At 68.3% G+C, this 26,099-nt stretch carries 23 protein-coding genes and 3 pseudogenes; 9 read left to right on the top strand and 17 right to left on the bottom strand.

Features of this window, described 5'->3' with window-relative positions:
* Positions 1 to 147: 147 nt before the first annotated feature.
* From OG609_RS39820 to OG609_RS39805, 4 genes and pseudogenes are all read right to left on the bottom strand, one after another.
* A complete protein-coding gene (locus tag OG609_RS39820; RefSeq protein WP_327277267.1) occupies positions 148 to 732 on the bottom strand; it encodes a hypothetical protein in 585 nt (194 codons plus the stop codon).
* A 1,211-nt stretch (positions 733 to 1,943) separates the two neighbouring features.
* Positions 1,944 to 2,243, bottom strand: coding sequence for a hypothetical protein (locus OG609_RS39815; RefSeq protein ID WP_327277266.1), 300 nt, complete (start codon positions 2,241 to 2,243; stop codon positions 1,944 to 1,946).
* 105 nt (positions 2,244 to 2,348) lie between these two features.
* A pseudogene (locus tag OG609_RS39810) lies at positions 2,349 to 2,881 on the bottom strand (lytic polysaccharide monooxygenase auxiliary activity family 9 protein).
* 204 nt (positions 2,882 to 3,085) lie between these two features.
* Positions 3,086 to 3,526, bottom strand: coding sequence for a nuclear transport factor 2 family protein (locus tag OG609_RS39805; protein WP_327277265.1), 441 nt, complete (start codon positions 3,524 to 3,526; stop codon positions 3,086 to 3,088).
* An 84-nt stretch (positions 3,527 to 3,610) separates the two neighbouring features.
* Here OG609_RS39805 and OG609_RS39800 point away from each other — a divergent pair, with 84 nt between their 5' ends.
* The 3 genes and pseudogenes from OG609_RS39800 to OG609_RS46480 all read left to right on the top strand — a co-directional run.
* Positions 3,611 to 4,189, top strand: a complete 579-nt coding sequence (locus tag OG609_RS39800; protein ID WP_327277264.1) for a PadR family transcriptional regulator — start codon at positions 3,611 to 3,613, stop codon at positions 4,187 to 4,189.
* Positions 4,190 to 4,447: 258 nt separating this feature from the next.
* Positions 4,448 to 4,720: pseudogene (locus tag OG609_RS39795) on the top strand (cupin domain-containing protein); the annotation flags it as partial.
* A pseudogene (locus OG609_RS46480) lies at positions 4,706 to 5,095 on the top strand (Tn3 family transposase); the annotation flags it as partial. The pseudogenes OG609_RS39795 and OG609_RS46480, both read left to right, overlap by 15 nt.
* A 180-nt stretch (positions 5,096 to 5,275) precedes the next feature.
* Here OG609_RS46480 and OG609_RS39785 read toward each other — a convergent pair.
* Together OG609_RS39785 and OG609_RS39780 are read right to left on the bottom strand one after the other, a co-directional pair.
* Positions 5,276 to 6,373, bottom strand: coding sequence for a winged helix DNA-binding domain-containing protein (locus tag OG609_RS39785; protein ID WP_327277263.1), 1,098 nt, complete (start codon positions 6,371 to 6,373; stop codon positions 5,276 to 5,278).
* An 84-nt stretch (positions 6,374 to 6,457) separates the two neighbouring features.
* Positions 6,458 to 7,492, bottom strand: a complete 1,035-nt coding sequence (locus tag OG609_RS39780; protein ID WP_327277262.1) for an NADP-dependent oxidoreductase — start codon at positions 7,490 to 7,492, stop codon at positions 6,458 to 6,460.
* Positions 7,493 to 7,611: 119 nt separating this feature from the next.
* Between OG609_RS39780 and OG609_RS39775 the strand changes: the two genes are divergently transcribed.
* The 3 genes from OG609_RS39775 (at position 7,612) to OG609_RS39765 (ending at position 9,302) form a co-directional block, all read left to right on the top strand.
* Positions 7,612 to 8,568 (top strand): helix-turn-helix transcriptional regulator, encoded by a 957-nt coding sequence (locus OG609_RS39775; protein WP_327277261.1) that lies wholly within the window; start codon positions 7,612 to 7,614, stop codon positions 8,566 to 8,568.
* Positions 8,569 to 8,757: 189 nt separating this feature from the next.
* Positions 8,758 to 8,958: a recombinase family protein gene (locus OG609_RS39770; RefSeq protein ID WP_327277260.1), complete on the top strand. Its 201-nt coding sequence runs from the start codon at positions 8,758 to 8,760 to the stop codon at positions 8,956 to 8,958.
* Entirely contained in the window at positions 8,901 to 9,302 is a 402-nt protein-coding gene (locus OG609_RS39765; protein ID WP_327278343.1) for a recombinase family protein, read from the top strand. Before OG609_RS39770 ends, OG609_RS39765 begins: the two co-directional genes overlap by 58 nt.
* Here OG609_RS39765 and OG609_RS39760 read toward each other — a convergent pair.
* Complete coding sequence (locus tag OG609_RS39760) at positions 9,201 to 9,716, bottom strand: DinB family protein (RefSeq protein ID WP_327277259.1); 516 nt, start codon at positions 9,714 to 9,716, stop codon at positions 9,201 to 9,203. The genes OG609_RS39765 and OG609_RS39760 overlap by 102 nt on opposite strands.
* Positions 9,717 to 10,152: 436 nt before the next feature.
* Entirely contained in the window at positions 10,153 to 10,896 is a 744-nt protein-coding gene (locus tag OG609_RS39755) for a tyrosine-protein phosphatase (RefSeq protein WP_327277258.1), read from the bottom strand.
* A gap of 128 nt (positions 10,897 to 11,024) precedes the next feature.
* On the opposite strand from OG609_RS39755, the gene OG609_RS39750 reads away from it, so the two are divergent.
* Positions 11,025 to 11,702, top strand: coding sequence for a YoaK family protein (locus OG609_RS39750; RefSeq protein ID WP_385648653.1), 678 nt, complete (start codon positions 11,025 to 11,027; stop codon positions 11,700 to 11,702).
* Between the two features lie 166 nt (positions 11,703 to 11,868).
* On the opposite strand, the gene OG609_RS39745 is transcribed toward OG609_RS39750, so the two are convergent.
* Together OG609_RS39745 and rpmG are read right to left on the bottom strand one after the other, a co-directional pair.
* Entirely contained in the window at positions 11,869 to 12,126 is a 258-nt protein-coding gene (locus OG609_RS39745) for a type B 50S ribosomal protein L31 (protein ID WP_327277257.1), read from the bottom strand.
* Positions 12,127 to 12,191: 65 nt separating this feature from the next.
* Positions 12,192 to 12,356, bottom strand: a complete 165-nt coding sequence (gene rpmG / locus OG609_RS39740; protein ID WP_327277256.1) for a 50S ribosomal protein L33 — start codon at positions 12,354 to 12,356, stop codon at positions 12,192 to 12,194.
* A gap of 413 nt (positions 12,357 to 12,769) precedes the next feature.
* Between rpmG and OG609_RS39735 the strand changes: the two genes are divergently transcribed.
* Positions 12,770 to 14,215 carry a PP2C family protein-serine/threonine phosphatase gene (locus OG609_RS39735; protein WP_327277255.1) on the top strand — a complete coding sequence of 482 codons (1,446 nt, stop codon included), beginning with the start codon at positions 12,770 to 12,772 and terminating at the stop codon, positions 14,213 to 14,215.
* A gap of 164 nt (positions 14,216 to 14,379) precedes the next feature.
* On the opposite strand, the gene OG609_RS39730 is transcribed toward OG609_RS39735, so the two are convergent.
* Complete coding sequence (locus tag OG609_RS39730) at positions 14,380 to 15,879, bottom strand: DNA-binding protein NsdB (protein ID WP_327277254.1); 1,500 nt, start codon at positions 15,877 to 15,879, stop codon at positions 14,380 to 14,382.
* Between the two features lie 231 nt (positions 15,880 to 16,110).
* On the opposite strand from OG609_RS39730, the gene OG609_RS39725 reads away from it, so the two are divergent.
* Positions 16,111 to 17,247 carry an aminoglycoside phosphotransferase family protein gene (locus OG609_RS39725; protein ID WP_327277253.1) on the top strand — a complete coding sequence of 379 codons (1,137 nt, stop codon included), beginning with the start codon at positions 16,111 to 16,113 and terminating at the stop codon, positions 17,245 to 17,247.
* A 95-nt stretch (positions 17,248 to 17,342) separates the two neighbouring features.
* Here the strand turns inward: OG609_RS39725 and OG609_RS39720 are convergent, their stop codons facing one another.
* The 6 genes from OG609_RS39720 to OG609_RS39695 form a co-directional block, all read right to left on the bottom strand.
* Positions 17,343 to 20,414, bottom strand: a complete 3,072-nt coding sequence (locus OG609_RS39720) for a ThuA domain-containing protein (RefSeq protein ID WP_327277252.1) — start codon at positions 20,412 to 20,414, stop codon at positions 17,343 to 17,345.
* A gap of 96 nt (positions 20,415 to 20,510) precedes the next feature.
* On the bottom strand, positions 20,511 to 21,386 hold the full coding sequence (locus tag OG609_RS39715; RefSeq protein WP_327277251.1) for a sugar phosphate isomerase/epimerase family protein: 876 nt from the start codon (positions 21,384 to 21,386) through the stop codon (positions 20,511 to 20,513).
* The gene (locus OG609_RS39710; RefSeq protein WP_327277250.1) at positions 21,383 to 22,597 is read right to left on the bottom strand and encodes an ABC transporter substrate-binding protein; all 1,215 of its coding nucleotides are present in this window, start codon (positions 22,595 to 22,597) and stop codon (positions 21,383 to 21,385) included. Before OG609_RS39710 ends, OG609_RS39715 begins: the two co-directional genes overlap by 4 nt.
* The gene (locus tag OG609_RS39705) at positions 22,594 to 23,598 is read right to left on the bottom strand and encodes an ABC transporter permease (protein WP_327277249.1); all 1,005 of its coding nucleotides are present in this window, start codon (positions 23,596 to 23,598) and stop codon (positions 22,594 to 22,596) included. Before OG609_RS39705 ends, OG609_RS39710 begins: the two co-directional genes overlap by 4 nt.
* Positions 23,595 to 24,611, bottom strand: coding sequence for an ABC transporter permease (locus OG609_RS39700; RefSeq protein ID WP_327277248.1), 1,017 nt, complete (start codon positions 24,609 to 24,611; stop codon positions 23,595 to 23,597). The genes OG609_RS39705 and OG609_RS39700 overlap by 4 nt, the downstream gene beginning before the upstream one ends.
* A complete protein-coding gene (locus OG609_RS39695; RefSeq protein ID WP_327277247.1) occupies positions 24,608 to 26,095 on the bottom strand; it encodes a sugar ABC transporter ATP-binding protein in 1,488 nt (495 codons plus the stop codon). Before OG609_RS39695 ends, OG609_RS39700 begins: the two co-directional genes overlap by 4 nt.
* Positions 26,096 to 26,099: the final 4 nt, after the last annotated feature.

Raw genomic sequence — 26,099 nt, 5'->3', positions numbered from 1 at the left:
TCTAGTATGGCCTGGCAGAAGTATCCAGACTGGAACCCCGGCCCGATTCCGGCGGGCCGGGGTTCTGCGTCAGGCGAGTGAATCGATCACTTGCCTTTGTAGTGGTGCCCGGTTACCGACCACCGTGATGGTGCTCGATCACCGGTCTCAGTAGTCGTCGCCGAAGTCGCCGAAGTCGCCGCCGCCCTTGCCGCCGTGGTGGCGCTCGATCACTCGGAAGCTGCCCACGACTCCGTTGTGGACCTTCACGCCGCCCCGGACACGACCCGGGTGGACGCCATCGCTCGAGCTCCAGGGACCGACGGTCGCCAGCGGGGCGCCGTTGTCGCAGGTCGCGCCACGGAAGACCTCGACGGTCCGGCGGCTGTCGTTGCGGATGTTGAGGGTCTTGGAACCGAGACCGCTGACCACCGTGACGCAGCCGCCCCCTTCGGCGGAGTACGTGCGCTCGTTGATCTGGATCCGGCCCTCGAAGTGTTCCCGGTGACCCTTGTTCTCGTAGCCACCACCCTTGTTCTCGTAGCCACCACCCTTGCCCTCGTTGCCCTTGCCCTCATTGCCCTTGCCGGAGTCGCCGCCGTCGAGGGCCGACACAGGGGCGGCGGCCTGCTGGACTACCGGGGCTGCCTGGGCCGGCTCGGAGGAGGCGGCCGAGGCGTAGGTGATGCCGGTGGCGGCCAGGGCCGCGGCGGCCGCGAGAGCGGCGGTAACGACAGTGGAACGCGTAACCATGTCACTTCTCCTGTCTCAGAGAGGCCGGCTGAGCAGCTGGCCCGTGATTGAACGTACTAACGGCCCTGATAACTGTCATATCGGACACGTTGAAGGGTTGGCGCTCGGGGCGCCAATCGGGGTACACGAGACACCCATATGCTATTTCCATTTAATCTGATGAACCCTCAATTGCTCCTATATATTGGCTAGTTGATGTGCCGTTAGCCCGTCCGGGCGACTTTCTGACGTTCGCTCACCCTTGGTGGCAGCGTGTCTTTGTTGACACGGCCCGGGCCGGAGGTGCATTCCGTCGTCCTGAATGCCCGTCATACATGGTCCCGCCTGCCCTGACCTGCAGCGACCGTCCGTAGAGCCGTCACCGACCCCGGCACGCAGCCGGTCGAGGCGGAGGGGCGCCTTGCGGCCCGGCCACGGCACAGCAGGCTCGCTCCTGCCTGCAGCGCAGCCAGTAAGCAGGCTCACCCAGCAAGCAGCGGACCTGCCCCACCGACGCCGGCGATGCCGTCGCCTCGCGACGGGTACTCACAAGGACCCGTCGCCAGGCGACCGGTCCTTGTGAGTACAAGCCCGAGAATCCACGAACCGGAGCACTTCCCCTACACCAAGCGGCGCCATCCCCTCCTGGAGGTCCTGGACAGGATCAGCCCGCCCATCCAGCCAGTCCCCGCAATCGACGCCCCGGACAACGCACTGAGCTGGTTCGACACATTCCAGGGCCCAGGCAGTCGAGGACGACATCGCGACGCGGACAGGCACGGCCTACCAGGCCACGGCCGAACGGGGCGGCGAGCGCCGCTCTTACGCTCACGGCCGGACCACCGACGAAGGTAAGACTGCACCGAAGCGCCGCCGACAGCCAGGCGGCAGGGGACCGGCCGGTCCAGTACGTCCTGGGCGCAGCCCGGCAGAGCCTGCTCGGCCTTCGCGTTACCGCGAGGCCCTTGAGCCCGTGGACGGTGAGAATGGCCGGCCGCCCGGGCGCGCGGCCATCGGGCACCACATCACGGCCGTGCAGAGGGTCCGCGTGAAGACCGGAATCTCTACGCCGAGGTCGCCGACGGACCCCGGAACGCGCCGGGCCACCCGGATGTACCGCCGATCGTGCTCACCGTCCTGGGGCACGACGACACCCAGGCCCAGCTGTGATCCGCGCAGACACTGCGCCAGATCAACGAACCAAGACCACGCTGCACGCGCAGCCGGCTGCGTCAGACCCGCATAGTGAGCACCGGGTCCTCGACGACGCCGGGCACAGCCGGCAGCCCGCACGTCATGGAGTTCGGGTCGTTCGCGTCGATCCCCGTTGGCCAGCTGTCCGCCCCGGTCCTCGCCGCGGCGTTCGGCACCGCTGCGGTGGCTATCACTGGCGGCACCCTGCTGGCCATGAAGGAGTGCACGGTCCGGCCGAACGCGTGGAACTGCCAGTCGGCCCCGGAATCGGTGAGTTCCGCCGCCAGCGCGACGACGTCTTCCGGTCGCGCGAACGGGTCGTCCCAGTCGTGGTACACCGCTCGGTCTTCGGCACGGCAGAGATTTCAGGAGAGGGCTTCCCAGCGGGAAATGGGGCGTCCGACGCCAGCCCCCCGGAGACGGGCCCGGGCCGGGCCCGTCGGTCAGCCGACGTTCACATCGATGCAGGCGTAGAAAGCGTTGGCGGTGTCCACGATGTTCCAGACCGCGAGGATCTTCTGCTTGCCCGTCAGGCCGCCGAAACTCACCTGATGGGTGACGGTGGCACCGGGCTGCGCACCATTGTTGTTGAATTCGGCGATCTTCTGCCCGCCTGCGAAATACTGCCATGTGCATGTGGCGCGCCAGGCTGTCAGACCCACTGGAAGGACGTGGTCCGGCTCACGGGGCTGACCTTCCACCCCTTGGAGCCGTCGTCGAGTTCAGCAACCCGGCTGTTGCCACCGCTGCAGTTGGTCAGCCCTTTGGGACCTTCCACGCTCTGCGGCTCGTACTTGATGTCTCCGCAGCTCACCGTCCCGGCGGCGCACTGAGCCTGGCGGCTCGGAGGTGACGAGATGTATCCGTGGGCGCCGGCGGAACCGGCCGGAAGGCTCAGGGCCAGTACGGGTGCGAGTGAGGCACCGATGGCTGCGGCTGCCTTCTTCGCGTGCCGGCGAGATCCATCACCACGTATGCCCTGATGTTGCAGGCTTCGGAAGGCGGCCTTGCACTTGGACTGGACCATACCCACCGACGCGTCCACACCAACGGCGCAGAATCCGGCAAGAGTTGACGACACAAGCGACTTTCAGTCAGCCCTCACCAGGTCCAACTGGCCATACGCTCGGGGTTCAGACCAAGATCACATGAGTGCCCCTTCCCACCGTCGTGGCGCGATTCAGCCGGCGTCCGGAGCCGGGACGAGGCCGTCCGTGACCAGACCCTCCAGGACCGCCGCGCCCAGGACCTGCACCGCGGACTGCGGGCGGACCATCACCGTGAACTCCTTGATCAGGCCCGTCTCGTCGAACTGCAGCAGGTCGATGCCATGGATCTGCTTGCCGTTCACATTCGCCCGGAACAGCAAAATCTCGGACGGGGCCTGCGCCCCGTCCGTGCTGGTCTCGGCCGACCCGTCCAAGTGGCCGATGTAGCGGAGTTCCTCGAACGTACGCAGCAGGACCCCGAACAGCCCGAGCACCATGGGCCGCCCCTCGAACGGAGTGAACTTCACCGGGCTGTAGAGGCGAACGTCCTCGGTGAACAGGCCGTCCAGTGCGGCGAGATCGCGCTTTTCGACAGCGGCGCGGAAACGGTCCGCGGTCCCGGCAGACATCATCAGCCTCCATACTCAAGAATCTGACTACTCACTTTCATGAGTACCATGAAGGAACAGGCAGCGAAAGGGAAGGGGGTCGGGTCCATGGCCTTGCGGCATGCGGTGCTGGCGGCACTGCTGGACGGGGAGTACAGCGGGTATCAGCTGGCCAAGGCGTTCGACGTCGGCGTGGCGAACTTCTGGCACGCGCTGCCTCAGCAGCTGTACGCCGAACTGGCCAAGCTGGAGAAGGACGGGCTGGTGGCAGGCCGACAGGTGTTGCAGGAGACCCGGCCCAACAAGCGGCTGTTCCACGTCACCAACGCCGGGATGGCCGAGCTGGAGCAATTCGCCGCGGCCAGTGCGAAGCCGGGGTTCATCCGCGATGACCTGGTCGTCAAGGTCCAGGCCGCCGATCACATCGGAAGCGGTCCGGTCATCGATCAGCTGGACGAACGGGCGGCCGCCGCCTCCGCCAAGGTCGAGCTCTTCGGCAACCTGCTGCGGCAACTGCGTGGCGAGATGGACGAGGACGAGTTTCTGCTCAGGGGCGAGCGAATCGGACCGTATCTGACCTGTCTGCGGGGCCTCGCCTTCGAGGAGGAGAACAGGGACTGGTGCCTCCGGATCGCCGCTCTCCTGCGCCGACGACAGGCTGTTGCGGCGGAGGGCGACAGTGCCTAGCTAGCCGGTACCAGGCTGTTCCGATCCCACCGCTTGCCCATCGTTACGTGGGTGGACGGCGCACTCTCCGGCCTCGCTGTGCCGGAATCACGGCGCCCGGCGTTGCCACTCCGCCAGAACATGCGCAGCGGCGCACACCCTGCCCGCCCCACGAGCAGGAACGCCACGGCCACCCACGCAACTTCCCCGCCCGGCCGAGCCGCATCCACCGGCCGCAACGACTTCCACCCCGATCCAGCCGACGACTGCGTGGCGCAGACCGCCTCGTCCAACCATCATCACCGCGCCTCCGAGTCGGCGATCCATGTGGTGAAGGGCCAGCCCGGAGTTCGTGTTCCTCGATGAATCGAGCGATGGGCCCGAGGAGGCCCGGATCCGCACCTCGCCCGGTGACTGCGTCTTCGTGCCGCCGTTCGTTCCGCACAGGGAGAAAAATCCGAGCGCCGGCGAAGAGACAGTGGTGGTTATCGCGCGCAGCGCCAGGCGGCGATCGTCGTCAATCTGCCCGAGCTGTACGTGCTGGGGGGCGAGCCCGAGTGCAACTGGCGGGCTGAAGGGCTCGGTCGGCTACTCAAGCGGCTTCGCTCCGGCTCGCGCCGCAACGCCACCTACACCGCCTTCTGCGAGGTCGGGCGGGTGATCCGCACCGTCCAGCCGCTGCGCTACCTCTCGGATGCGCCGCTCCGCAGCCGGGTGACGGCCGCGACCAACAAGGTCGAGGCGTTCACCGGCTTCTCGGACTGGGTCCGCTTCGGGCAGCGGGGCACGCTGGCGGCGAACAACCCGGTCGAGCAGGAGAAGGACGTGAAGTTCACCTCGCTGCTGGCCAACCTGGTGATTTTCCACAACACCCGGGACATCGCCGACGTCGTCCGCGAACTGCAGGCCGAGGGCCCGGTCGTCGACCCGCTGGACCTGGCCCAGATCTCCCCCTACCTGACCGAGCACATCGAACGGTTCGGCGAGCACTCCACCCACGAGCTCGGCATCACCCCGGACGACTACGACGCCCACCTGGACATGGACTTCAGCGTGCTCGGCGAGGACGAGGCGGCCGCCGCATGCGGGGGAAACGTCCCGTCGTTCTCAGGTCAACGTGACCCCCCGCTTGATCGCATCAGGTGCGACGAAGGCGAGAAGCCGCTCGGCCTCGTCCAGTACTGCCTGTGTGTCCGCTTGCGACAGCGGCCGGAAGGGGGAGATGAGCAGTACGGAGCCCTTCACCGACCATGTGCCGTGGACGAAGCCGTCAACGAGGAAGGTGGGCCGCACCATGGCCTGACCCGGCATCACCAGCTTGCGGTCTGCCTCGCTGATCACTCGGGCGCGGTCCGTGTGCCCGAGGAGGAGGTTGTCGAAGGCGGGCAGAAATCGCACGGGGACGGGCAGGTCCGGGTCGGCGAGCGGCGCGTCGGGCAGGTCGAAGAGCTCAGTGCCCCGCTCGTCGTGGAAGACGCGCAGCTGTGACCGCAGCCCGTCGAGAGTCTCACGCAGGCGGGTCAGCCCCGACCATGTCTGGATGTCCATGACGCCAGCCGGGCCGAACGCCGCCAGGTAGCGGCGGATCATCGTCTCGACTCGTGGCGCTGCCATCGGTCGGCCGATCCAGTGCTCCGCGAGGGTGATGGCGATGTTGGGGCGGTTGCCCCAGGCGCCCCAGGCGCCGGTGGCCGGGGCGTGCACCATCGGTACCCGCAGCTCCACCGCCCCCGCGAGCACGCGGCCGTCGCGGCCCGGGAAGCGCTCGGCGAGCGACAGGGCGAGCTTCCGCCGAGGCAGGGTTTGGCCAGCCATCAGCTCCCGACCGGCGTCGGTGAGCTCGGCAATGTCCAACCCGGCGGTCTGCGCGGCGAAGTACTGCGCCCGGGCGGTGCGGTCCAGGACGGTCTGGACGACGGGCCGCAGCCAGCGGAAGTCGTTGCTGCTGGTCAGGTGCTGGGTGCTGCGTAGGGCTGTGGAGCGCACCACGCGCCCGTCGCGGAGCAGTGCCATCAGGTCGTCATGCCGGAAGTCGGCCAGCCGGGTCCACAGCCCCACGTAAGGCCAGTTGGGCTCCTGCCCCTGCAGAGCGACCAGGTGTTCGACGACGTCAAGTACCGGGCGGGAGGTTCGGGCGGCCAGGAACTGTCGCTGGAGCAGTGTCCGGTTCAGGGTGCGGGTGGACAGCACGGAGGCGTCGGTCATGTGGTGCCGGTTCTCCTTGGATGGTGGGGACGTCACCGGGAGCGCGTCGCCCGTCCGTGTGTGACGGGCGGCGTGCTTCGGTCCTCAGCCGGCGACCCTGACGGAGACGTTGCCCTTGTAGCTGCCCTTCAGCAGGGAGGCGAGCGCCTGGGGAGCTGCCGAGAGGCCGCCTTCCACGATCGTGTGGGGGAACACGAAGCGGTCCTCGCTCAACCACGTACTGAAGCGCTCGGTCCACGCCGCGACCTGCTCCGGGGTGTGATAGGTGGAGAACGGCAGAACCTCGATCCCCTTGGCGGCCGCCGCAGCGAGATCCGGCTCGGGGAACCGGTCCTCGTGGTCGCCGATCTGAGTGGCCAGCGCGCCGCACAGCGCGAAGCGGGCCCCCGGCGCCGCCGCCTCGACCGCCGCGTCGAACTGCTCTCCGCCGACGTTGTCGAAGAACACGGTAATGCCCTCGGGCGCCAGGTCCCGAAGATGATCGAGGACGGGGCCGTCGTGGTAGTCGAACGCCGCGTCGAAGCCGAGCTCGTCAACCAGGTAGTCGATCTTCGCCTGGCTACCCGCGCTACCGATCACCTTCGCGGCGCCCCGGCACTTGGCGATCTGTCCGGCCAGCGACCCGACGCCGCCCGCCGCGCCGGAGACGAAGACGACATCGCTGGCACCGGCCTTGGCGATCTCGGACATCCCGTAGTAGGCGGTGGGCCCCTGGCTGAGGTAGTGCACCGGGCTCGGGAACAGGTCGGGGTCCACCTTGAGGTACTGGTCGGCAGGCCCGGCCGAGTACTCGCACCAGCCGGCCATGGTGCATACCCGGTCGCCGACGGCCAGGTCCGCACTGATGGACCGCACGACCGTGCCCACCGCGCCGCCGCCGATGCGCTGGCCGACCTCCCACGGCGGGATCGGCAGACGGGAGTCAGCCCGCAGCATCTCCAGGTACGCCACCGACAGACCCAGGTAGTCCGTGCGGACCAGTACCTCTCCCGTGGCCGGCTCGGGTGTCGGCACCTGTATGAGGTCAAAGGTGTCGGTCCCGAGGTCGCCCTTCAGGTGTTTGGCCAGTCGCACCTCCCACATCGTGTCGGGGGTCGTCGACATCGTGCTGTCGGTCATGGTTCTCCTCGTTTCGATCAGTCGGCGCACCCGGCCTGGGCCCGTGCCGTTCTCGTGAGACCCACGCTATGAGCCATAGCGGTCACTTTCCGACCTCAATTGCCGCCATCCTGGAGGGCATGGCGAACACAAGTTCACGGACTCTGCGGCTGCTGTCCCTGCTCCAGACCCACCGGCACTGGCCCGGCGGCGAGCTGGCCGACAGGCTCGGTGTTTCCGTGCGCACCCTGCGGCGCGACGTCGACCGGCTGCGCGAGTTGGGCTACCCGGTCGAGGCCAGTCGCGGCGTCGATGGCGGCTACCAGCTCACGGCAGGCGCCGCCCTGCCGCCGTTGGTGCTCGACGACGAGGAGGCGGTCGCGCTCGCCATCGGGTTGCGTGCGGCCGCCCAGGGCGCGGTTACCGGAATCGAGGAGTCCTCGATCCGCGCGTTCACCAAGGTCGTGCAGGTCATGCCGGCGCGACTGCGCCGACGGGTCGACGCCCTGCGAGTGGTGACCGTGCCCTCGGTCGAGGGCGGTGGGCAGACCGTCGAGGCCGGTCTGCTGACCGCCATCGCACAGGCGTGCCGGGACGAGGAACGACTTCGCTTCTCCTACACCGCCCGCGGCGGTGAGCGCAGCGCCCGCCATGTCGAGCCCCACGGGCTGGTCTCGCTCGGGTACCGCTGGTACCTGGTCGCCTACGACCTGACCCGGCAGGACTGGCGCAGCTTCCGCCTCGACCGTCTCGACGGTCCGCGCGGGACCGGAGAGCGGTTTCGCCCGCGCGAGCTACCTGCCGACGACGCCTCGGCCTTCGTCCGTGCGGGGAGCGGCGGCGTCCCCGTTCCGCACACCGTCGAAGCGCTTGTGCATGCCCCCGCAGCGGCTGTTCGCGCGCGCGTCGGCCCGTGGGCGACGGTCGAGGAGGTGGACGAGCAGCGGTGCCGGGTACGGATGACCTCGCAGACCCTGGACTGGCCGACTCAGGCACTGGGCAATGTGGGTGCGGAGTTCGAGGTGCTCGGCCCTCCCGAGTTCGTCGACTTCGTCCGGGAGTGGGCTGCCCGCTTCACCCGTGCCACCGGCTCGTGATGTCCGGTGCCGGAGGCCCGCCGTCGCAGGCCAAGCGATCAAGATCTTCAATAAACCATCGTTTGTTGAAGATTGCCGGGCAGATCGCCGGGCAGATCGCCCGAAGGGCCCCTGGGCCTTCAAAAACTCCTTCAGAAACCCAGGCGGATCAACAACCCGCGACCACCGAATTCTGACAGGGGTCCGGGCGTGAGTAAGCCACTTGAAGACACCCAGTTCGAACCTCTGGTCGCCGAACCCGCCGTCCGCACCGAGATCCGCATCGGCTACGCCTGGGTGTCCACCGGAGGACAGAAGCTCGACCGCCAGCTCGACGCCCTCAACGCGGTCGGCTGCCGCCGGATCTTCGCCGACAAGAAGTCGGGAAGAACGACCTGCGGCCCGAGCTGAAGGCGTGCCACGCCTTCCTCGCGGCCGGCGACACCCTGGTGGTCCCCGCCCTCGACCGCTACGGCCGCTCCCTGCAGGACCTCGTCGCGTGGCGGCGGCCGGATTCGGCACGGATCGTTTCGCCGCCCTCGCTGCGGACATCGCGCTGTTCGACCCGGCACCGGGACCGTGCACCGCCAACCCCGGGCCGGAATGTCCCGGCAGCTGAGCAGCTACCGGGCCGAGCCTCTCTCAGTGGCGCATCACCACCCGGTCACACCGTCGATCCGTTCGCGCAACAGGTCGGCGTGGCCGATGTGGCGCGCGTACTCCGAGATCATGTGGACGTGGACCATGCGCAGTGAGTACACCTCGTCGGCATGGGAGAAGGTGTCGTCCAACGAGGCATCGGCAACGATCTCGTCCGCCAGCCGGCATTCCTCGACGAGGCGCGCGTAGTCCTCGGCGGCGCGGGCCGGGTCCAGGTCCTCGAAGTCCGCGTCCTTGCCCTTCTCGGGGTCGTACATGGGGTCGAGCATCTGGCCGGCGAACCGCTGCCGGAACCAGACGCGTTCGACCTTCGCCATGTGGCGGATCAGTCCGAGAAGTGTGAGATTCGACGGCGATACCGTCTGTTCGGCGAGCTGCGCCCCGTTCAGGCCGGCGCACTTGTGCAACAGTGTGTTGCGGAACCAGGCGAGATAGCCCGTGAGCATCTCCCGCTCACCGGCCACGAGTGAACCGGGTGTGCGTTTCACATCAGGTGCTGTCCATGTCATCCCATGATCTTGCCTCGTGCGTGCCGGATCGGGACAGGGTTTTCCTATGCCGTCTGCGGGCTCCGTCGACCAAGTGGCGGTGGTTGATGTGGTGATACCGACGGCCACTCCGAGGACCAGGAACAGTCCGAGGACCAGGAACAGAACGAACAGCCCCTTCCCCGTCCCGCTCGTCGGCGAGTGATCCGTACGCCGTCGGCGCATACGGCGTCACCCACGTCGGGCCGGAGGAGGCCCTGCAATCGGCCACGGGCCGATCTGGTGTCCCGGACCAGATCCAGGAGTTCCTGCGGAGGGAAGCTCAGGACCTGGGCCGGCTGCCCCGTTCGCAAGCAGAGATGCGAGCAGGCCCGTGAGCAGACCACGCGAGAATCATCTCCGCGGACCCGCACGCGCCCGCTCAGGCGCTCCCGGCAGTCGTGCCGCGTGCGGCCGGTCAGCCTTCCCCGGCTGGTTCGAGGAGGTTTCTGCGCAGCGCAGCCACCAATTTCTCGTCAGCACCCAGGAGGTCGGCGGTGTAGTCGCGGACGGAGCCGTGGGTCGCGGCGAGATCCGCCAGGAACAACCGCATGACGTCAGAGGGCGCCTTGCCGTAACCGGGCCAGAGCGGATCCTGGTCGGCGTGGTCCGCCCGCCAGTCCGCCAGGAGCCGTTCGGTGGCGAGCTCGGTGAGGGTGAAGTCGGCGACGATGTCATCCTCGGCCACACCGAGCAGGGACAGAACAAGTGCGGCAAGCAGCCCGGTGCGGTCCTTGCCCGATGCGCAGTGGAAGACGACGGGTCCGCTGTCCTCGGCCGCGAGCACGTCCAGGGCGCGGCGGAGCTCGGCAACTCCGTCGTGGGCGACCTCCGCGTACCGGTCCGCCAGGAAGCGTCCGGTCTCCACATCCGGGCCCAGTGCCGCCTGGTCGTAGGGCCGGTGCTCAATGCTGAGGTGGTGGTAGCGCAGTCCCGGTGTGTCGGGCACTCGCCCCTTGGCTGCGATCTCCCAGTCGTAACGCAGGTCGATGACCGTGCGGACGCCGAGGGTCAGGAAACGGTCCCAGTCCTCGCCCCGGAGCTTGCCCAGCGAGTCGGATCGGTAGAGCCTCCCCCAGCGGACCGGGCGGCCGCCGTCCCCCCGATATCCGCCCACGTCACGGAAGTTGTGCAGTCGCTCAAAGGCTATATGTCTGTTCACAATGCAGAACTCTAAGGTCATGTCACCGTGCACGACGGCGCGGTGCCGGTGCTCGGACTGCGCCGGCTCGCCGCGCCGTACCGGCTGCGAGTCGGCGCCTTCGCAGGGGCTGAGCCGAGAATGCAGGCGTGTCTACTCCTACCCTCCTCACCGGACGCGATCCACGGAGCGAATGGGCCCTGCTGCTTCTGTCAGCCGCTTCCGGGGCCGCGGACGCGTTCGTCTTCATCTGTGTCGGTCAGGTCTTCGCCGGAGTGATGACCGGGAATCTGGTGCTGCTGGGCGCTTCCGCCGCCGGTGTCGGGGAGCACGGCGTGGCCCTGCGTGTGATCACCGCACTCGTTTCGTACGGCTTCGGGGTCATGTGCGGTGCGTGGATGAGCGAGCGGCTGCGGTGGCCTCTGCCGGTGATGCTGCTGATCGAGGTGGCACTGCTGGCCGCGGCGGCTGTGCTGTGGGCTCTGGACCTGATCACCTCCGACGGGGAACGGCTGGAACTGCTGGTGCTCATTGCCGTGGCCATGGGGATTCAGGGCCGTATCCGTGCGACGCCCACCAATTACTTCACAGGCACGCTCACGTCTCTCGTCAGCCGCGTGACGTTGCGGTCGCGCAACCAGGGGGACGGCTGGGTGGCCGGCCGACTGATCGCGGTCGTGGCAGGGGCGGCAGTGACCGCGCTGGCCGTACGGTTCTGGCCGGGTGCCGCAGCTACGGTGGCCGTGGCGCCCGCAGTGGGTGCGCTGTTGATCGAGTCGGTGCCCAGGAGACGCTCCCGGGGCTCGACCGCGCCCACCACGGGGTAAAGGGAAGCCCCGGCCGGATCGGGGGAATCCAGCCGGGGCGGCTCATATGTGGGCACGATGTGCGACATCCACACATAGGTGAACGATAAACCATCGCGCCCCGTTCCCGAGCATCCGCACCCCGGACTGTGATGCACGGCACGGAATCGGGTCTTCCTGGTGCGGATCAGCTGCCGGCCGCCTGGCCGCCGTAGCGGCGATTGAACCTTTCGATACGACCGGCCGCGTCCAGCACCTGCTTGGTCCCGGTGTAGAACGGGTGACTCGCCGACGAGGTCTCCACGTCGATGACGGGATAGCTCCGGCCGTCCTCCCACGCCACCCGCTCATCCGCGTCCGCGGTCGAACGGGTCAGGAAGGCAACCCCCGCCGCGCGGTCACGGAAGACCACCGGACGGGAGACAGGGTGAATACGGGACTTCATGCGCATTCCTTCCTTGCCACTGCAGGGAGGTGGATGGGATCAGGAACCCGACGCGGGTGCGGCGGTCAGCGCTCCTCACGGAAGAGGACGTGCTGCCCCACGACGGGGTCGTACTTGCGCAGGACCAGCCGGTCGGGATCGTTCCGGCGGTTCTTGCGCGTCACATAGCTCTGCCCCGTTCCGGCCGTCGACCGGAGCGTCACGACGGGGCGGGTCTCACTGCGCGCCATGGACGCCTCCACTCTCTTGCGTCGATCCCACTTGCCCTCTTATGGGAATGGGTATCGTTTTCGTTCTGGTGTTGCAACGCGAGAGGGCCCAGCCGCATTCCCGCCCACAATTCGCTTCGAGACCCCGCCATGGCGAGCCCCCTCGCATATGCCCCGTTCCGGCCGGGCGCGCCGCCCGGGGAACGGCGAGCGCAGGCGCACAACCATCTGCGCGCGCCGGATGACTTGCGTCAACTTCCGTCTACAGGACGGATGTTCGACGGGGCAACGCGCGGCACAGCCTATGACATATGCCAGAAGCAACAACCCATCGAGTGTTGCCAAATCCCTTACGGGGTCCCGCGGCCTGTGCGACAGTCGTCTACGGTCCACCTTTCAGACCTGGTCGTGCCGCGCCTGTATCGGAGTACGAGATGCCGTCCCATCTGTCCGCGGACCGCCCCGCCCCACAGCCACCCGAACGCGATGCCGTCGATGCGTTGATCAACCGGACCCGTCGGTTGCGTGGCGACGTGGATGCCGTGCGGCGGGACGCGGTGCTGATCGACGAGGAAGACCATGAGATGCGCTGGCAGCGCGCACTCTGTGATCTGGCGGTCCACCACCTCGACGATCTCGGCACGCAGCTGGGACAGCTCAGGGAAGGCCTTGCGCCAGAGGCCTCGGAACAGCCCACGGAGACTTGGACGCAGGACGCCGCGGAGGCGACCTTCGACGAGCCGCGGCCCGGTTCGCTGATCGGCCGGGTGGGCAGCGCCGAGTGGAATCTGCTGACCGACGAGGTCACCTGGTCCGAGGAGTTGTTCCAGATCTTCGGCAGGTCCCCCGATGCGGGACCTCTCTCGCTGGACGACCTCCCGTCCATGCTTCTTTCCGAGGACCAGCCTCTGCTCACCGCGCTGGTTACCGACTGTCTGGTCGACGGAAAGCCGATAGACGGCGAATTCCGCATCCTGCGGACCGACGGCCGGATGCGCACGCTCCACATGATGGGCGAGCCCGTCCTCGACGCGGACGGGTGCACGGCCTCCATGTGGGCGGTTCTGCGTGATGTCAGCGAACTGCGGCGCAGCCAGCAAGTGGTGCACACGACCCATGACTCGCTACGGCGCCGGCAGCACATGGCGCGGACCGAGCACAGGATGGCGGTCGAGCTTCACAAGGCCGTGCTTCCCCCGTGGCGGGGCTCGCTACGGCTTCCTTCGCGGGGAGCGGGCGCGCTGGACATCGCGGCCCACTACCTTCCGTCGGAGTCGAGCGCCCTGGTCGGCGGTGACTGGTACGACGCCCTGGAACTGCCGGACGGCAGGACCGTCCTCACAGTCGGCGATCTGACCGGCCACGGCATCCAGGCCACCTCGGCCATGGCGATGCTGCTGGGCGCGCTGCGCGGGATGGCCGTGGCCGGCATCGAGCCCGGGGCGCTCATGGGGCATCTCAATCAGTTACTGGAATCCTCCGTCCAGCCCGCTCTCGGCAGTGCGGTGTGCTGCCGTTTCGATCCGGCCACCGGCACCCTCGCCTGGTCACAGGCGGGGCACCCCGCACCGCTGCTGTTCCGCAACGGAGAGGGACGCCCGCTGCCGCCACCGGACGGCGTCCTGCTCGGCGCGGCTGCCGGGATCGCGTACGAGCAGGACGAAGTACACCTGCTGCCCGGTGATGTGCTGATACTGCACACCGACGGGCTGAACCGTCACAGCGACCGGGGTGCGGGCCCGGACGCGCTGCTTGCCCTCGCACCGCACTTCGCGCAGGCCCGTACGGCACAGGAGTGCGTACGGACGGTCGTCGCGGAGTTCGGTGGCACCGAGCGCCTGGACGACGCGTGCGTGCTGATCGCCCGCATCGGGGCGTAGGGCACGGGGACGCGCGCGGAGACACGAACACGCGGGACGCCAAACACGGCGCGGTACGCAGGAGGGCGAACCGCCTACGCCTGCGGTGCTCGGACAGCCGGTGGCCGGACGGTGGTCGGTCGGACAGTTGGTGGTCGGGGTGTCCTCACTGCAGCGCCCGCATGTCAGATCTCCGACGAGCGCCTTGGCCGCTTGATGATGGAGCTCTGCGGCAGGGCGAGCTTGATCTCCTCGCGCAGGTCCTCGATCTTCGCGTAGCCCGCGAACCGGCCCGTCAGCCGGTACATCTCGCGCAGCCGGTCCCAGGTGCGGTGCGAGGAGGTCTCCCCCATCGTCACCAGGGCGAGGCGCGCATAGCGGTCGGCCTGCTCGGGATCGTCGGCGATGAAGCACGCCGAGGCGAGTGAGATGTAGTCGAAGATCTTGGACCGCTGGCGCCCGTTGGCCCGAAGCTCCAGTGCCTGCTTGGCGTGGCGCTGAGCCACGATCGCCACCGACGGATCGTGTTCGGCGAGCGTGCGGAACGCCAGGGCCTGCATTCCGTGCAGATCCGCCTCGTCGAACAGTTGCATCCAACTGGGCGGCGGCACATCACTCTTGTCCGATACGAAGAGCTCCTCGGCCTCGCCGAGGGTCCGGCGCATGGCCTTGCCCCGGCCCATGGACGCCTGCGCCCAGGCCTCGATGGTGTGCAGCATGGCCTGGGTTCGCGGCAGCACCATGTCTCCGGAGCCGGACTTGGCGAGCTTCATCAGGTCCAGGGCGTCGTCGGGACGGCCCAGGTGGACCATCTGACGGGCCGCCCTGGAGAGCGCCTCGCCCGCGCGCGGGCGGTCGCCGCCCTCGCGCGCCGCGTGGGCGGCGATGACGAAGTACTTCTGGGCGGTCGGTTCGAGACCGATGTCGTGGGACATCCATCCCGCGAGTACGGCGAGATTGGCCGCGACGCCCCAGAGACGGCGCTGCAGATGTTCGGGGTGGCGGAAGGCGAGCATGCCGCCCACCTCGTTGAGCTGGCCCACCACGGCCTTGCGCTGGAGTCCGCCGCCCCGGGACGCGTCCCAGGCGCGGAACACCTCGACGGACCGTTCCAGCGCCTCGATCTCCTCCGACCCGATGGGCGCGGCCTCGTACCGGTCGAAACCGGCCGGGTCCGCGTACAGAGGGTCGTCGATCCTTGGAGCATCGGCTGCCAGCACAGGCTCGGTGTGCAGCCATTCGTGCATGGGGCCGGTGATGGTCGATCCTGCGGCGAGCGCGGCGCCCGCGCTCACCAAGCCGCGTCGGTTGAGCATGAGGTCCATTCCCGTGAATTCGGTGAGGACCGCTGCCGTCCGCTCGGGCGCCCACGGCAGTCCGTCGGGATTTTGCTGCTCCCCGACCTCCCGCTGTTTCCCCACACGCCCGCGTCGGCCGAACCCGAGGTCCTCGATGGTCACGACACGACCGAGCCGCTCGGTGAACAGGGCAGCCAGCACTTTGGGCACGGGATCGCGGGGGGACTCCCCCATATCGATCCAACGCCTCACCCGCGATGTGTCGGTGGCCAGCTGCGGATGGCCCATGGCCGCCGCCTGCCGGTTCACCATTCTCGCGAGTTCGCCCTTGGACCAGCCGGCAAGGCCGAACAGGTCGGACAGGCGGGTGTTGGGTTCTCCAGTCACTTCAAGCCCCCAGGTTCTCGGCTGTGTTGACAGTAACCCCCTGTCAGATGCGTTGCGACTATTCGCCAGGGTTCGCCAGGGTGCGCCAGATGGTCTGCTACCCGCGGTCCGATGTCAGGTAGGAAAGCGCCACCCCGCCCGGCAGCCCTAGGTACTCCCCAGGGTGCCGAACGGCCGCCGGCCGGGGCGGTGCACGCAACTTGTCGGCGCACGAAGGGATCTGTCTCGCCCATGTACACAGCATCGTCCTCCGTGACCGCCCCGCCCCGGCCGCTCCGCCCCCTGGGTGCGGGCGGCGGGCCGTACCTCGCACCGCATGCCGCTCCGTCGGCACCCGGCACGGTTCGGCCGCGGCGGCCGACGGGACTGGGCGGCCCTCCCCTGAGCGGGCGGCTGGACCTGTCCGGCCCGCAGGGCGCTCAGCTGAGGATGGTGATCGCCTCGGTGCACCGGATCTGCCCGGAGTTCAATCCGGTCCAGGTGCTGCGCCGCAGCGGCCGTTCGGTGCTCCTGGTCGGCTCCACCGGTCGCACGACTGCGGTCGCCAAGTGTTTACTGGACCACTCCCCCGCATGGTCGGAGCGGTTCCGTCACGAAATAGCCGCATATCGTGCGTTCGTCCGGCACCGCCCGCCGGTGCGGGTGCCCCGGCTCATCGCGGCCGACCCGGAGAACTGCACTCTGGTGATCGAACGGATGCCCGGCCGGGTTGCTGCGCTGACCCGGCACCCGTCGGAGGCGCCACCCCGTGCGGATGTGCGGGCCGCGCTCGGCGCGATCAGCCGGGTCAATGCCTGGCGGCCGGCTCCGGGGCTCTTCGACGCGCCGCTGGACTACGCCTCGCGAATGGCCCGCTACCACGAGCTGGGGCTGTTCACCGACCGTGATCTGGGCGATCTGCAGAAGCTGCTGCACGGTCTGGCGCATGCGGGCGGCCGTCAGGGCATGGGGCAGTTCTGTCACGGAGACGCGCTGCTCTCCAACATCCTGCTGTCGCCCACGGGTCCGGTGCTGGTGGACTGGGAACACGCGGGCTGGTATCTGCCGGGCTACGACCTGGCGACGCTCTGGGCGGTCCTGGGCGACGCACCGGCCGCGCGGCGTCAGATCAGCCAGCTGGCGCAGGCCGCGGGGCCTGCGGCGCGGGATGCCTTCTTGGTGAACCTGATGCTGGTGCTGACTCGGGAGATCCGTACGTACGAGACGGCTGTCCAGCGGGCCATGCGGGAGCCGGCGCCCGCGGCAGCCGGTCAGGACCGGCCGGGTGTGCTCTCGTCGAGCGAGGAGCAACGGCTGCTGCTGCGCCGGCTGCATGACGACTGCGCTATGGCCCGCCGGGCCGTGCGAGCCGCGGTCGGCACTCGCTGACCCTGCCCAGGGGGACGCGCGCTGCGGGTCCGGTGCCGACACACCGGGCCTGCAGCGCGCTGTTGTGCTTTTCCCTCCGGCCGGAGCGCGGTCGGTCAGGGGCTCTTGAAGTCGACTGCGTCCACGTCGAACGAATTGTCCTGCGGGGACGTGAAGACGAGATACAGCTTGTGGGTGCCCTTCAGTTCCTGGACCGGCACGGCCGGGGTTGCCTGATAGTTGTCCCAGCCACCTGTGTTGGGGACCGGGGTGGTGGCGAGGAGTGGGCCGTCGGGGGCGTCCGCGCGCAGTTCGATCGCGCCGACCCCGTACGGTGAGGAAAGCTGGTAGCTGACCGTGCCGATCCCTTCGACGCTCATCGGGTCGAAGGCGACCCAGTCGCCGTTGGAGACGTCGCCGATCCGCTTGCCGTTCTCGGCGCCTTCCTGGGCGACGATCCGGGTACCGGACTGGGCATCGTAGTACTCCGCCTGCTTGTGCTTCGGCTGGAGCACGGCGCGACCGTAGCCGGTGAGGGCGGAGACGCCGTCGCCGCCCTTGTCTGTGTACTTGGCGTTGAGTACGTAGGTGAGGTCCGCGCCTTCTGGGTGGCCGCCCAGGTCTCCGGTGTCCACGGTGCCTTCACAGCCGGGGATGTCGGTGGTGGGGTGCTCGTGGTCGTCGTGTCCCAGTGCCGGGTTGACGGTGACCTTGGAACAGTCGACCGGGCCGTCCTCGGGATCGGTGACCGTGACCTTGTACGGGATCTTGTCGCCGAACTCGATGAGTTTGCCGCTGACCGGGAAGTCGATGGTCACCTTGGGTGCGGTGTTACCGGCGGTGACGGGGATGTTGGCGTAGCCGGACTTGCCGGTGGAGTCGGTGACTTTGAGCTGGGCGGCGAAGTCGCCCTTGACCGTGTAGGTGTGGCTGGGGTTCGCGTCGGTGGAGTCGTAGGTACCGTCGCCGTCGAAGTCCCAGGCGTAGCTGAGCGTGTCGCCGTCGGGGTCGTTGCTGCCCTCGCTGGAGAAGTCGACCTTCAGCGGTACGGGGCCGTCGGTGGCGGAGGCGGCGGCCTTGGCGACCGGCGCACGCTGTCCCTGTGCGTAGTCGATGCGGTAGAGCCCGGAGTCGTTGTTGCCGCCGCCGAAGGAACTGCCCCATTCGAGGACGTAGAGCGATCCGTCGGGACCGAACGTCATGTCCATCGGCTTGTTGAACTTCTGAGAGGACAGGAAGTCATTGATCTTCAGGAGTTTCTGGTCCTTGTCGAAGCGGACTTCCTTGACGAAGTTGCGTGACCACTCGTAGAAGAAGCCGACGCCCTCGAAGTAGGCGGGGAATTTCGTGGTGGACGGGTTCTTCTTGTCGTAGTGGTAGACGGGACCGCTCATCGGGGCCGAGCCGCCGCTGCCGACCTCGGGAAATTCCTTGGATTCGCCGTAGCCGTACCAGATCTCCGGCTGCTGGATCGGCGGGAGCTCGGTCAGACCGGTGTTGTTGGGCGAGGGGTTGACCGGGTTGGCGCAGTCGAACTTGGGGCCGACCTCCTTGGTGTCCGGGTTGTAGGGGGCATAGGCCTGGTTGTTGCCGTGGCAGAACGGCCAGCCGAAGTTGCCGGCCTTCTTGATGACGTTGTACTCGACGAGGCCTTCGGGCCCACGGTCGGTAGTGGGCAGTCCGCGGTCGGGGCCGTAGTCGGAGGCGTGGACGTAGCCGGTCTTGGGGTCGACGGTGAAGCGGAACGGATTACGGAAGCCCATCGCATAGATTTCGGGGCGGGTCTTGGCCGTTCCCGGGGCGAAGAGGTTGCCCTTGGGAATGGTGTAGCCACCGGAGTCCTTCGGCTTGATGCGAAGGATCTTGCCGCGCAGGTCGTTGGTATTGCCCGCGGTACGGGCGGCGTCCAGCATCTGCTTGCCCTCGCGCCAGTCGAGCGGGGCGTAACCCTGCCAGTTCGGGTCGAGGTTGGGCGGAGTGTCGTCGCCGACGCCGAGGTAGAGCGTACGGTCGGGACCGAACTCGACGGCGCCTCCGGTGTGTCCGGGCTCCGGGAACGTGCGGTCGCGGTAGGCGGGGACGTCGATGAGCTTCTTCTCGCTGGTGAGTTCGAGACTGTTGCCCTTGACCGTGAAGCGGGAGAGCCGGTTGACGTCCTCGGTGGCGCCTGCGGGGGCGTAGTAGAGGTAGATCCAGTGGTTCTTCTTGAAGTCCGGGTCGAGTTCCATGCCGACCAGGCCGTCCTCGCCGCCGGTGTAGACATCGAGCTTCCCGGCGGTGGTGGTGGCGTGGGTCGCCGGGTCGTAGATGTTCACCTCGCCGCTGCGCTGGATGTAGAAGACGCGGCCGTCCTTGGCAACATCGAGCTCCATCGGGTCGGCGGTGTTGTCGTCGAGAGTGACCTTCTCGTAGCCGCTCCAGACGGTGCCGCCGCAGTCGCCGGGCTTGTTGCCCGCGGCCCACTTGACGCCGCCGATGACATGGGTGCGGAAGGCGGCTTCACTGTACGAGGCCGTGTCGTGGCCCATGGCGGTTGCCCAGACCCTGCCGCCCTCGGTGTTGCGGCACCAGGAGATGGGGTGGTCGGCACCCATGGCGGATCCGCCGGGGTTGTACGTGGTTTCGTCGGCGGTGACCAGGACGTGGACGTCACCACGGGGGTTCTTGTCGAAGTTGTACCACTCCTCGGGGCGCTCCCAGCGTTCCGGGAGTCCTGCGGTGGAGGGGTGGACGCGGTCGGCGACCTTGGCGGTGCCCTGAAGGACTCCGGGTGAGTGGGCGGGCATGTGGACGCCGCCGTTGATGGCCTCGTCCCACCAGGGGAAGGAGTCCTCGATCCCCATGTCGAGGGTGTTGTGGACGGCGACTACGCCGCCGCCGTTGCGTACGTACGTCTGCATGGCTTCGCGCTGGGCGTCGGTGTCCCAGACCATGCCGGAGTTCTGCAGCATGACGACGACGTCGAAATCCTTCAGCAACGCGTCGTCGAAGACGGCGGGGTCGGCGGTCTCGACGAGTTCGAAGTTGTTGGCGGCCGCCTCTTCCTTGAACATCTGGATGCCGGCGGGAATGGAGGCGTGCACATAGCCGACGGCGCGGGTGAAGAGCAGGGCACGGAAGGCGGGGGCCTTACCGGTGGTGGCTGCGGTCGCGGGCAGCGCGGTCAGCGCGAGGAGCAGTGCGCTCACCAACGCGATGAACGTATGCCGTATGTCACGAGCATGACAGTCCCATCGTTGACGGCTCACGAGCGGGTCCTCTCTGCGGGTCGTGGACGAGCGGGGTCAGGGGGTGGTTTCGAGGGCGCGGCGCAGAAACGCCAGGCCGTCGGTCGCGATGGTGTCCTGGGTATCGGCGAGCGGCCGCCAGACGGAAGCGGCGACCGCTATGGCGTCGTTGTGCGCGGTGAACGACTCGATGCAGAGCGGACCGCGGTAGCCGCTCGTGGTGAGTGCGGTCAGGAAGCCGGGCCAGTCGAGGGAGTCGGCGCCGGGGGTGCCCCGGTCGTTGGCGCACACCTGGACATGGACGATGCGGCCCGCAGCACGGCGTACGGCGTCGGGCAGGGAGCGTTCCTCGATGTTCTGGTGGTACACGTCGAGCGCGAGGCCGATGGTGTCCTCGGGTAGCCCGGTCAGTGCGGCGAGGGTCTGGTCGACGGTGTTGAGCAGGCTTGTCTCGTACCGGTTGAGGGGCTCCACGGCAATGCGCACACCGGCGGCGCGTGCGTGATCGACGACAGGGGCGAGGTTCTCCCGTAACTCCTCGTACGCCGCGATGCGTTCGGTGCGGTCCATTCGCCAGGTGCGGCCGACCGCCGTGTACACGGGTCCGGCGACGGTGGGGGCGTTCACAGTCTGGGCTGCGTCGATGCAGCGATGCAAGTAGTCCTGCGTGGCCCGGACGGTCTGTGGATCGGTGCGGACGAGGTTGCGGTCGGGCGGCATGACGGCGATCACGGCGGCGACTGCGAGACCGGATGCGTCGAGGAGTTTGCCGACTGATTCGGGTGCCCAGTCCCGTTCGTTCTCCAGCGGGATCTCGACACAGTCGAAGCCCCACGCGGACAGGCGCGGCAGAGCGTCACCGAGCGCTTCGTATGTCACCGGTGAGTGCCAGATCCAGGGATTCGCACCGAGCGGGAAAGCCGCGGCACTCACTGCTTGCCTCCCCACTTCTCCGGGAAGCCGGGGAGGTTCTCGCAGCCGCACATCGCGTAGTGCAGTGGCGGCATGCCTGGCTTGAGGTACTGGTCCAGGGTGTCCTGGGTGACGGTGGGCTGCGGAAGCTTCCACTCCTTGGGGACCTGCTCCCCCTTGAGGATCTTCAGCGCGGCAATGACGGGCGTACGCCACTGGAAGGTGGGGTACGACGGGGCGATCGCGGTGAGCTTCTTCTCCTTCCATGCCTGGAGGAAATCCTGCTGGTCCTCGCCCGTGATCGGCGGCACATCCTTGCCGGCGTCCTCGAAGGCTTCGACAGCGGCGACGGAGGTCGCGCCGGAGTCCATCCAGACGCCGTCGATATCGCCGTTGCGGGTGATCGCGTCGGTGACGATCGCTTTGGTCTTGGCCGGGTCGCCGTCGGTGAACTTCACGTCCACGACGTCGAGTCCGCTCTTGTCGAGCGCAACCTTCGCCGCCGACCAGCGGGTCTCCAGCACATCGACGCCGGGGGAGATCCGCAGGGCGAGAATCTTCCCCTTGGGCTTCACCTTCTCGACGAGGAAGTCGGCAGCGACCGCCCCGTAACCGTAACCGCCGATCGGGTTGATGAAGGTGACGGCGCAGTCCGTCTCGACACCCCGGTCGAAGACGATCACGGGCACCTTTCCGCAGGCCTGCTCGACGGCAGGGGTGAGGGTGGCCGTGGTGTTCGGAGAGACGATCAGGACGTCACAGCCCTGACCCGTGAGCTCCTGGATGTCGGAAATCTGCTTGTCGTCCTTGCCCTGCGCGTCGAGCACGGTGAAGTCGGTGATCTCCTTGTGGAGTGCGACCTCGGCCTGCATGTTCTTCAGGCCGACCTGGCGCCAGGGGTTGAAGACTCCGGCATTGGACAGACAGAGGCGGATTCCGCCGGAGCCCCTCTTCTTGTACTGCGCGGTGTCGACGAGCTGCGGCTGGAGCATCTGCTCCCACGGCTTGCCTGCGGGGCCCTGCGGGGACTCCTTGGCGAGGGCGAGTTGGCGGTCGTATTCGGCCCGGTCGAAGAACTTCGACTGCCGACCGGTACCCGAGGCGCCCGCGGTGCCGCTCGCTGCTCCGGCAGGCGCGTCGGGCGGTGCGTCGCTCGTGCAGCCGGCGAGCAGGGCCGCGCCGAGCAGAGCGGCGAGGGGCACGAGTGCGTGTCGGATCTTTCGCGTGCTCATGAGGATTTCGCTCCCGAGGGCTCGGTGCCGCGGCGGCGCAGCCGGGACCAGTCGGCTGCGCCGAGGGCGACGGCTGCGATGACAATGACGCCTTGCACGGTCGATTCCAGAGCGCCGGAGACGCCCTGGAGATTGAGCAGGGTGAACAGCGCCTGGAGCGAGAAGGCTCCGGCCATCGCCGCGAGGACGGAGCCGCGCCCGCCGCCGAGCACCACGCCGCCCAGGACGACGGCGGTGATCGCCTCGAACTCGTAGCCACGGCCGGCCTGCGCCGAGACTCCGGAGAAGCCGCCGACGAGAACGGCGGCGAGTGCGGCCGCGGTGCCGGAGAGGATGAAGGCGATGGTGCGGGCGCGCGCGACCCGGACTCCGGCCAGGCTCGCGGCGCGTTCGCTGTCGCCGGTGGCGAGAAGCGTACGGCCGAAGTCGGAACGCATCAGGCGTACGGCGAGGAGGCCCGCAACGACGCACACGAGGACGGCCCAGGGCAGCCAGCCGGACGCGGTGCCGCGCCCGAGCCGGCGAAATGCCGCGGGCAGCGCGCCGTGCGGGGAACCGCCGGTCCAGAAGAAGACGGCGCCTTCGAGAATCAGCATCATGCCGAGCGTGGTGATGAACGACGGCACTCGCAGCAGGGTGGTGATCAGTCCGCTGACGAGACCGGCAAGGGCTCCGGCCAGCAACAGGATCACGGTGACGAGCAGCCAGGGTGCGCCCGGGAACGAGCCGTACAGTTCGGCGGCGACGACCACTCCGGCAGTGACGATCGCGCCGACGGACAGGTCGAACTCTCCGCACACGATGACCAGATACTGACCTGCGGCGAGGATGACGAGAGGTGCGGCGCGCTTGATGAAGGAGAGGAAGCGGTCGGGTTCGTAGAAGCCCGGGTCGGTGAGGGCCAGTGCGGCGAGGAGACCGGCGAGCAGGATGTAGACGGGTGTGCCGGCAGTGAGGGCACTCAGGACGCGGCGGCCGGCGGGTGCCTGTGCACTGGTCATGCGGTCCTCTCCTGCGCGGTGCGGCGGCCTCGTGCGTACAGGGCGACGGCCGCGATGATGACGACGCCGCGGACGACGTTCTTGAAGAACGGGTCGACGGCGAGCTGGTTGAAGACGCTGTCGAGCACGGCGAGGACAAGGACTCCGCCGAGGGTGCCCGCCACTCCCCCACGGCCCCCGGCGAGCGCGGTGCCGCCGAGAACGACGGCGGCTATGGACTCCAGGTCGTAGCGGGCCTCCGTGCCGGCCCAGGGAGCTCCGGCGCCGAGCCGGGCAGCGAGGAAGAGGGCCGCGGCGCCGACACAGAGTGAGCACAGGACATGGGCGGTGATGACGGTGCGTCGGGTACGGACCCCGGAGAGCCGGGCCGCGTGCTCGTCACCGCCGGTTGCGTACATGTGGTGGCCGAGCCGGCTGCGGCGGGTGATGAGCCAGAGAGCGGCCGCGACCGCGAGAAGCAGGAAGAGGGAGACGGGGACCGGTCCGATTCGGTCATAGCCGAGGTGCTGGAAGGAGGCGGGGACCCTGCCCGCCGGGCCGGTGTAATTGTCCTCGATCCAGCCGCGCAGTATGAAGGCGGTGCCGAGGGTGGCTATGAACGCGTTGACCTTGAGGCCGGTGACGATCAGTCCATTGGCCAGGCCGACGGCGGCGCAGAGGGCGAGGACAGCAAGGATCGCCACGGGGACGCTGCCGCTCTCCATCGTTTCCGCGGCGACCAGGGTGCCCAGACTGATGAGGTAGGCGACGGACAGGTCGAGTGATCCGGTGAGAATGACGGCGGACTGGCCGACGGCGACGAGACCGAGGGCGACACAGTTCTGCAGGATCGTCACCACGTTGGTGACGGTGAGGAAGTCCCCGCCGCGGGAGGCGACGACGATCCAGCCGAGAACCGTGACAGCGAGGGCGGCGAGCCAGACCCCGGCAACGGGGCCGGTGAGGCGCTGCTCGGCTGTCCGTCCCGGGCCGGTGCGGTACCGGGTCTTCAAGTCGGGCCGGAGTGCGGTCATGCGGCTCCCTCCCGCGTACGGTCGCCACCGGTGGCGACGCGCATGACGGCCTCTTCCGTGGCTCCGGCGGGAAGTTCACCGGCGAGGCGGCCTTGCGACATGACGAGGATGCGGTCACTCATGCCGATCAGCTCGGGCAGTTCGGAGGAGATGATCAGTACGGCGAGGCCCTCGCCTGCCAGTTCCCGTACGAGGGTGTGGATGGCTGCCTTGGCGCCGACGTCGACGCCGCGGGTCGGTTCGTCGAAGAGGAGCACGCGGGGACGGGCAGCGAGCCATTTGGCGATGACAACCTTCTGCTGATTACCGCCGGACAGATACTGGACCTGCTGGTCCTCGCCGTGGGCGTGCAGGCGTACGCGTTCCAGCAGCGCGGTCACCTCGCGGCCCGCGGGCGGTCTGCCGCGGGCGGGCACGGCCCGGGTCACAAGCAGCGTGTTGTCGGTCACGGACTGGCGCAGGGCGAGGCCCTCGGCCTTGCGGTCCTCGGTGACCAGGGCGATTCCGGCCCGGACGGCGTCCCGGGGGCGGGACGGGCGCAGTGGTTTTCCGCCGACGGTCATGGTGCCCGTGGTGAAGGGGGCGACACCGAAGAGGGCACGGGCGAGGGAGGTGCGACCGGAGCCCTGGAGACCGGCGACGCCGACGACCTCGCCGGCCCGCAGGGTCAGATCGATGCCGGAGATCCGGGCGTTGCCGCCGCCGCTGACGCTGAGCCTCTCCGCGCCCGCCTCGCCCGGGCGGGCGCGGGGTGGGTAGTAGGCACCGAGTTCCCGCCCGACCATGGCGCGTACGACCGTGTCGGCGTCGGTGTCGCGGGTATTGAGCGTGGCGACGCGGCGGCCGTCCTTGAGGACCGTGATGCGCTGCGAGAGATCGAAGACCTCGCGGAGCCGGTGCGAGATGTACAGGATGCCGAGCCCACGGGCGGTCAGGCGGCGTACCAGCGAGGCGAGTTGTTCGACCTCGTGATCGGCGAGCGCGGCAGTGGGTTCGTCCATCACCAGGATCCGGACGTCGGAGGCGAGGGCCTTGACGATCTCGACGGTCTGCCGACGTGCGACGGACAGTTCGTGGACGGGGGTCCGCGGGGTGATACCGGTCTCGTCCATCTCGGCAAGGAGTTCGGCGGTACGCCGCTCCATGGCACGCCGGTCGACGAGTCCGTACCGGGTCGGTTCACGGCCGAGGAAGACGTTCTCGGCGACGGTGCGGTGCGGGAGCAGCGCGAACTCCTGGTGGATGATGCCGATCCCGGCGGCCTGGGCCTGCGCCGGATGACTGAAGGAGTAGGCGGTTCCGTCGATGGTGAGGGTCCCCTCGTCGGGTAAGTGCTCGCCCGCGAGGATCTTCATCAGCGTTGACTTTCCTGCGCCGTTCTCCCCCACCAGGGCGTGTACCTCTCCGGCTTCGAGGTCGAGCCCCACCCCTTGGAGCACACGCACCCCAAGGAAGCTCTTGGACACACCGTGCATCGTCAGCATCGAA

Source organism: Streptomyces sp. NBC_01224 (genome assembly GCF_036002945.1).
Lineage (GTDB): Bacteria > Actinomycetota > Actinomycetes > Streptomycetales > Streptomycetaceae > Streptomyces.
Note: the sequence above shows the minus strand (reverse complement) of the source record. Positions and strands in the feature narration are given on the sequence as shown.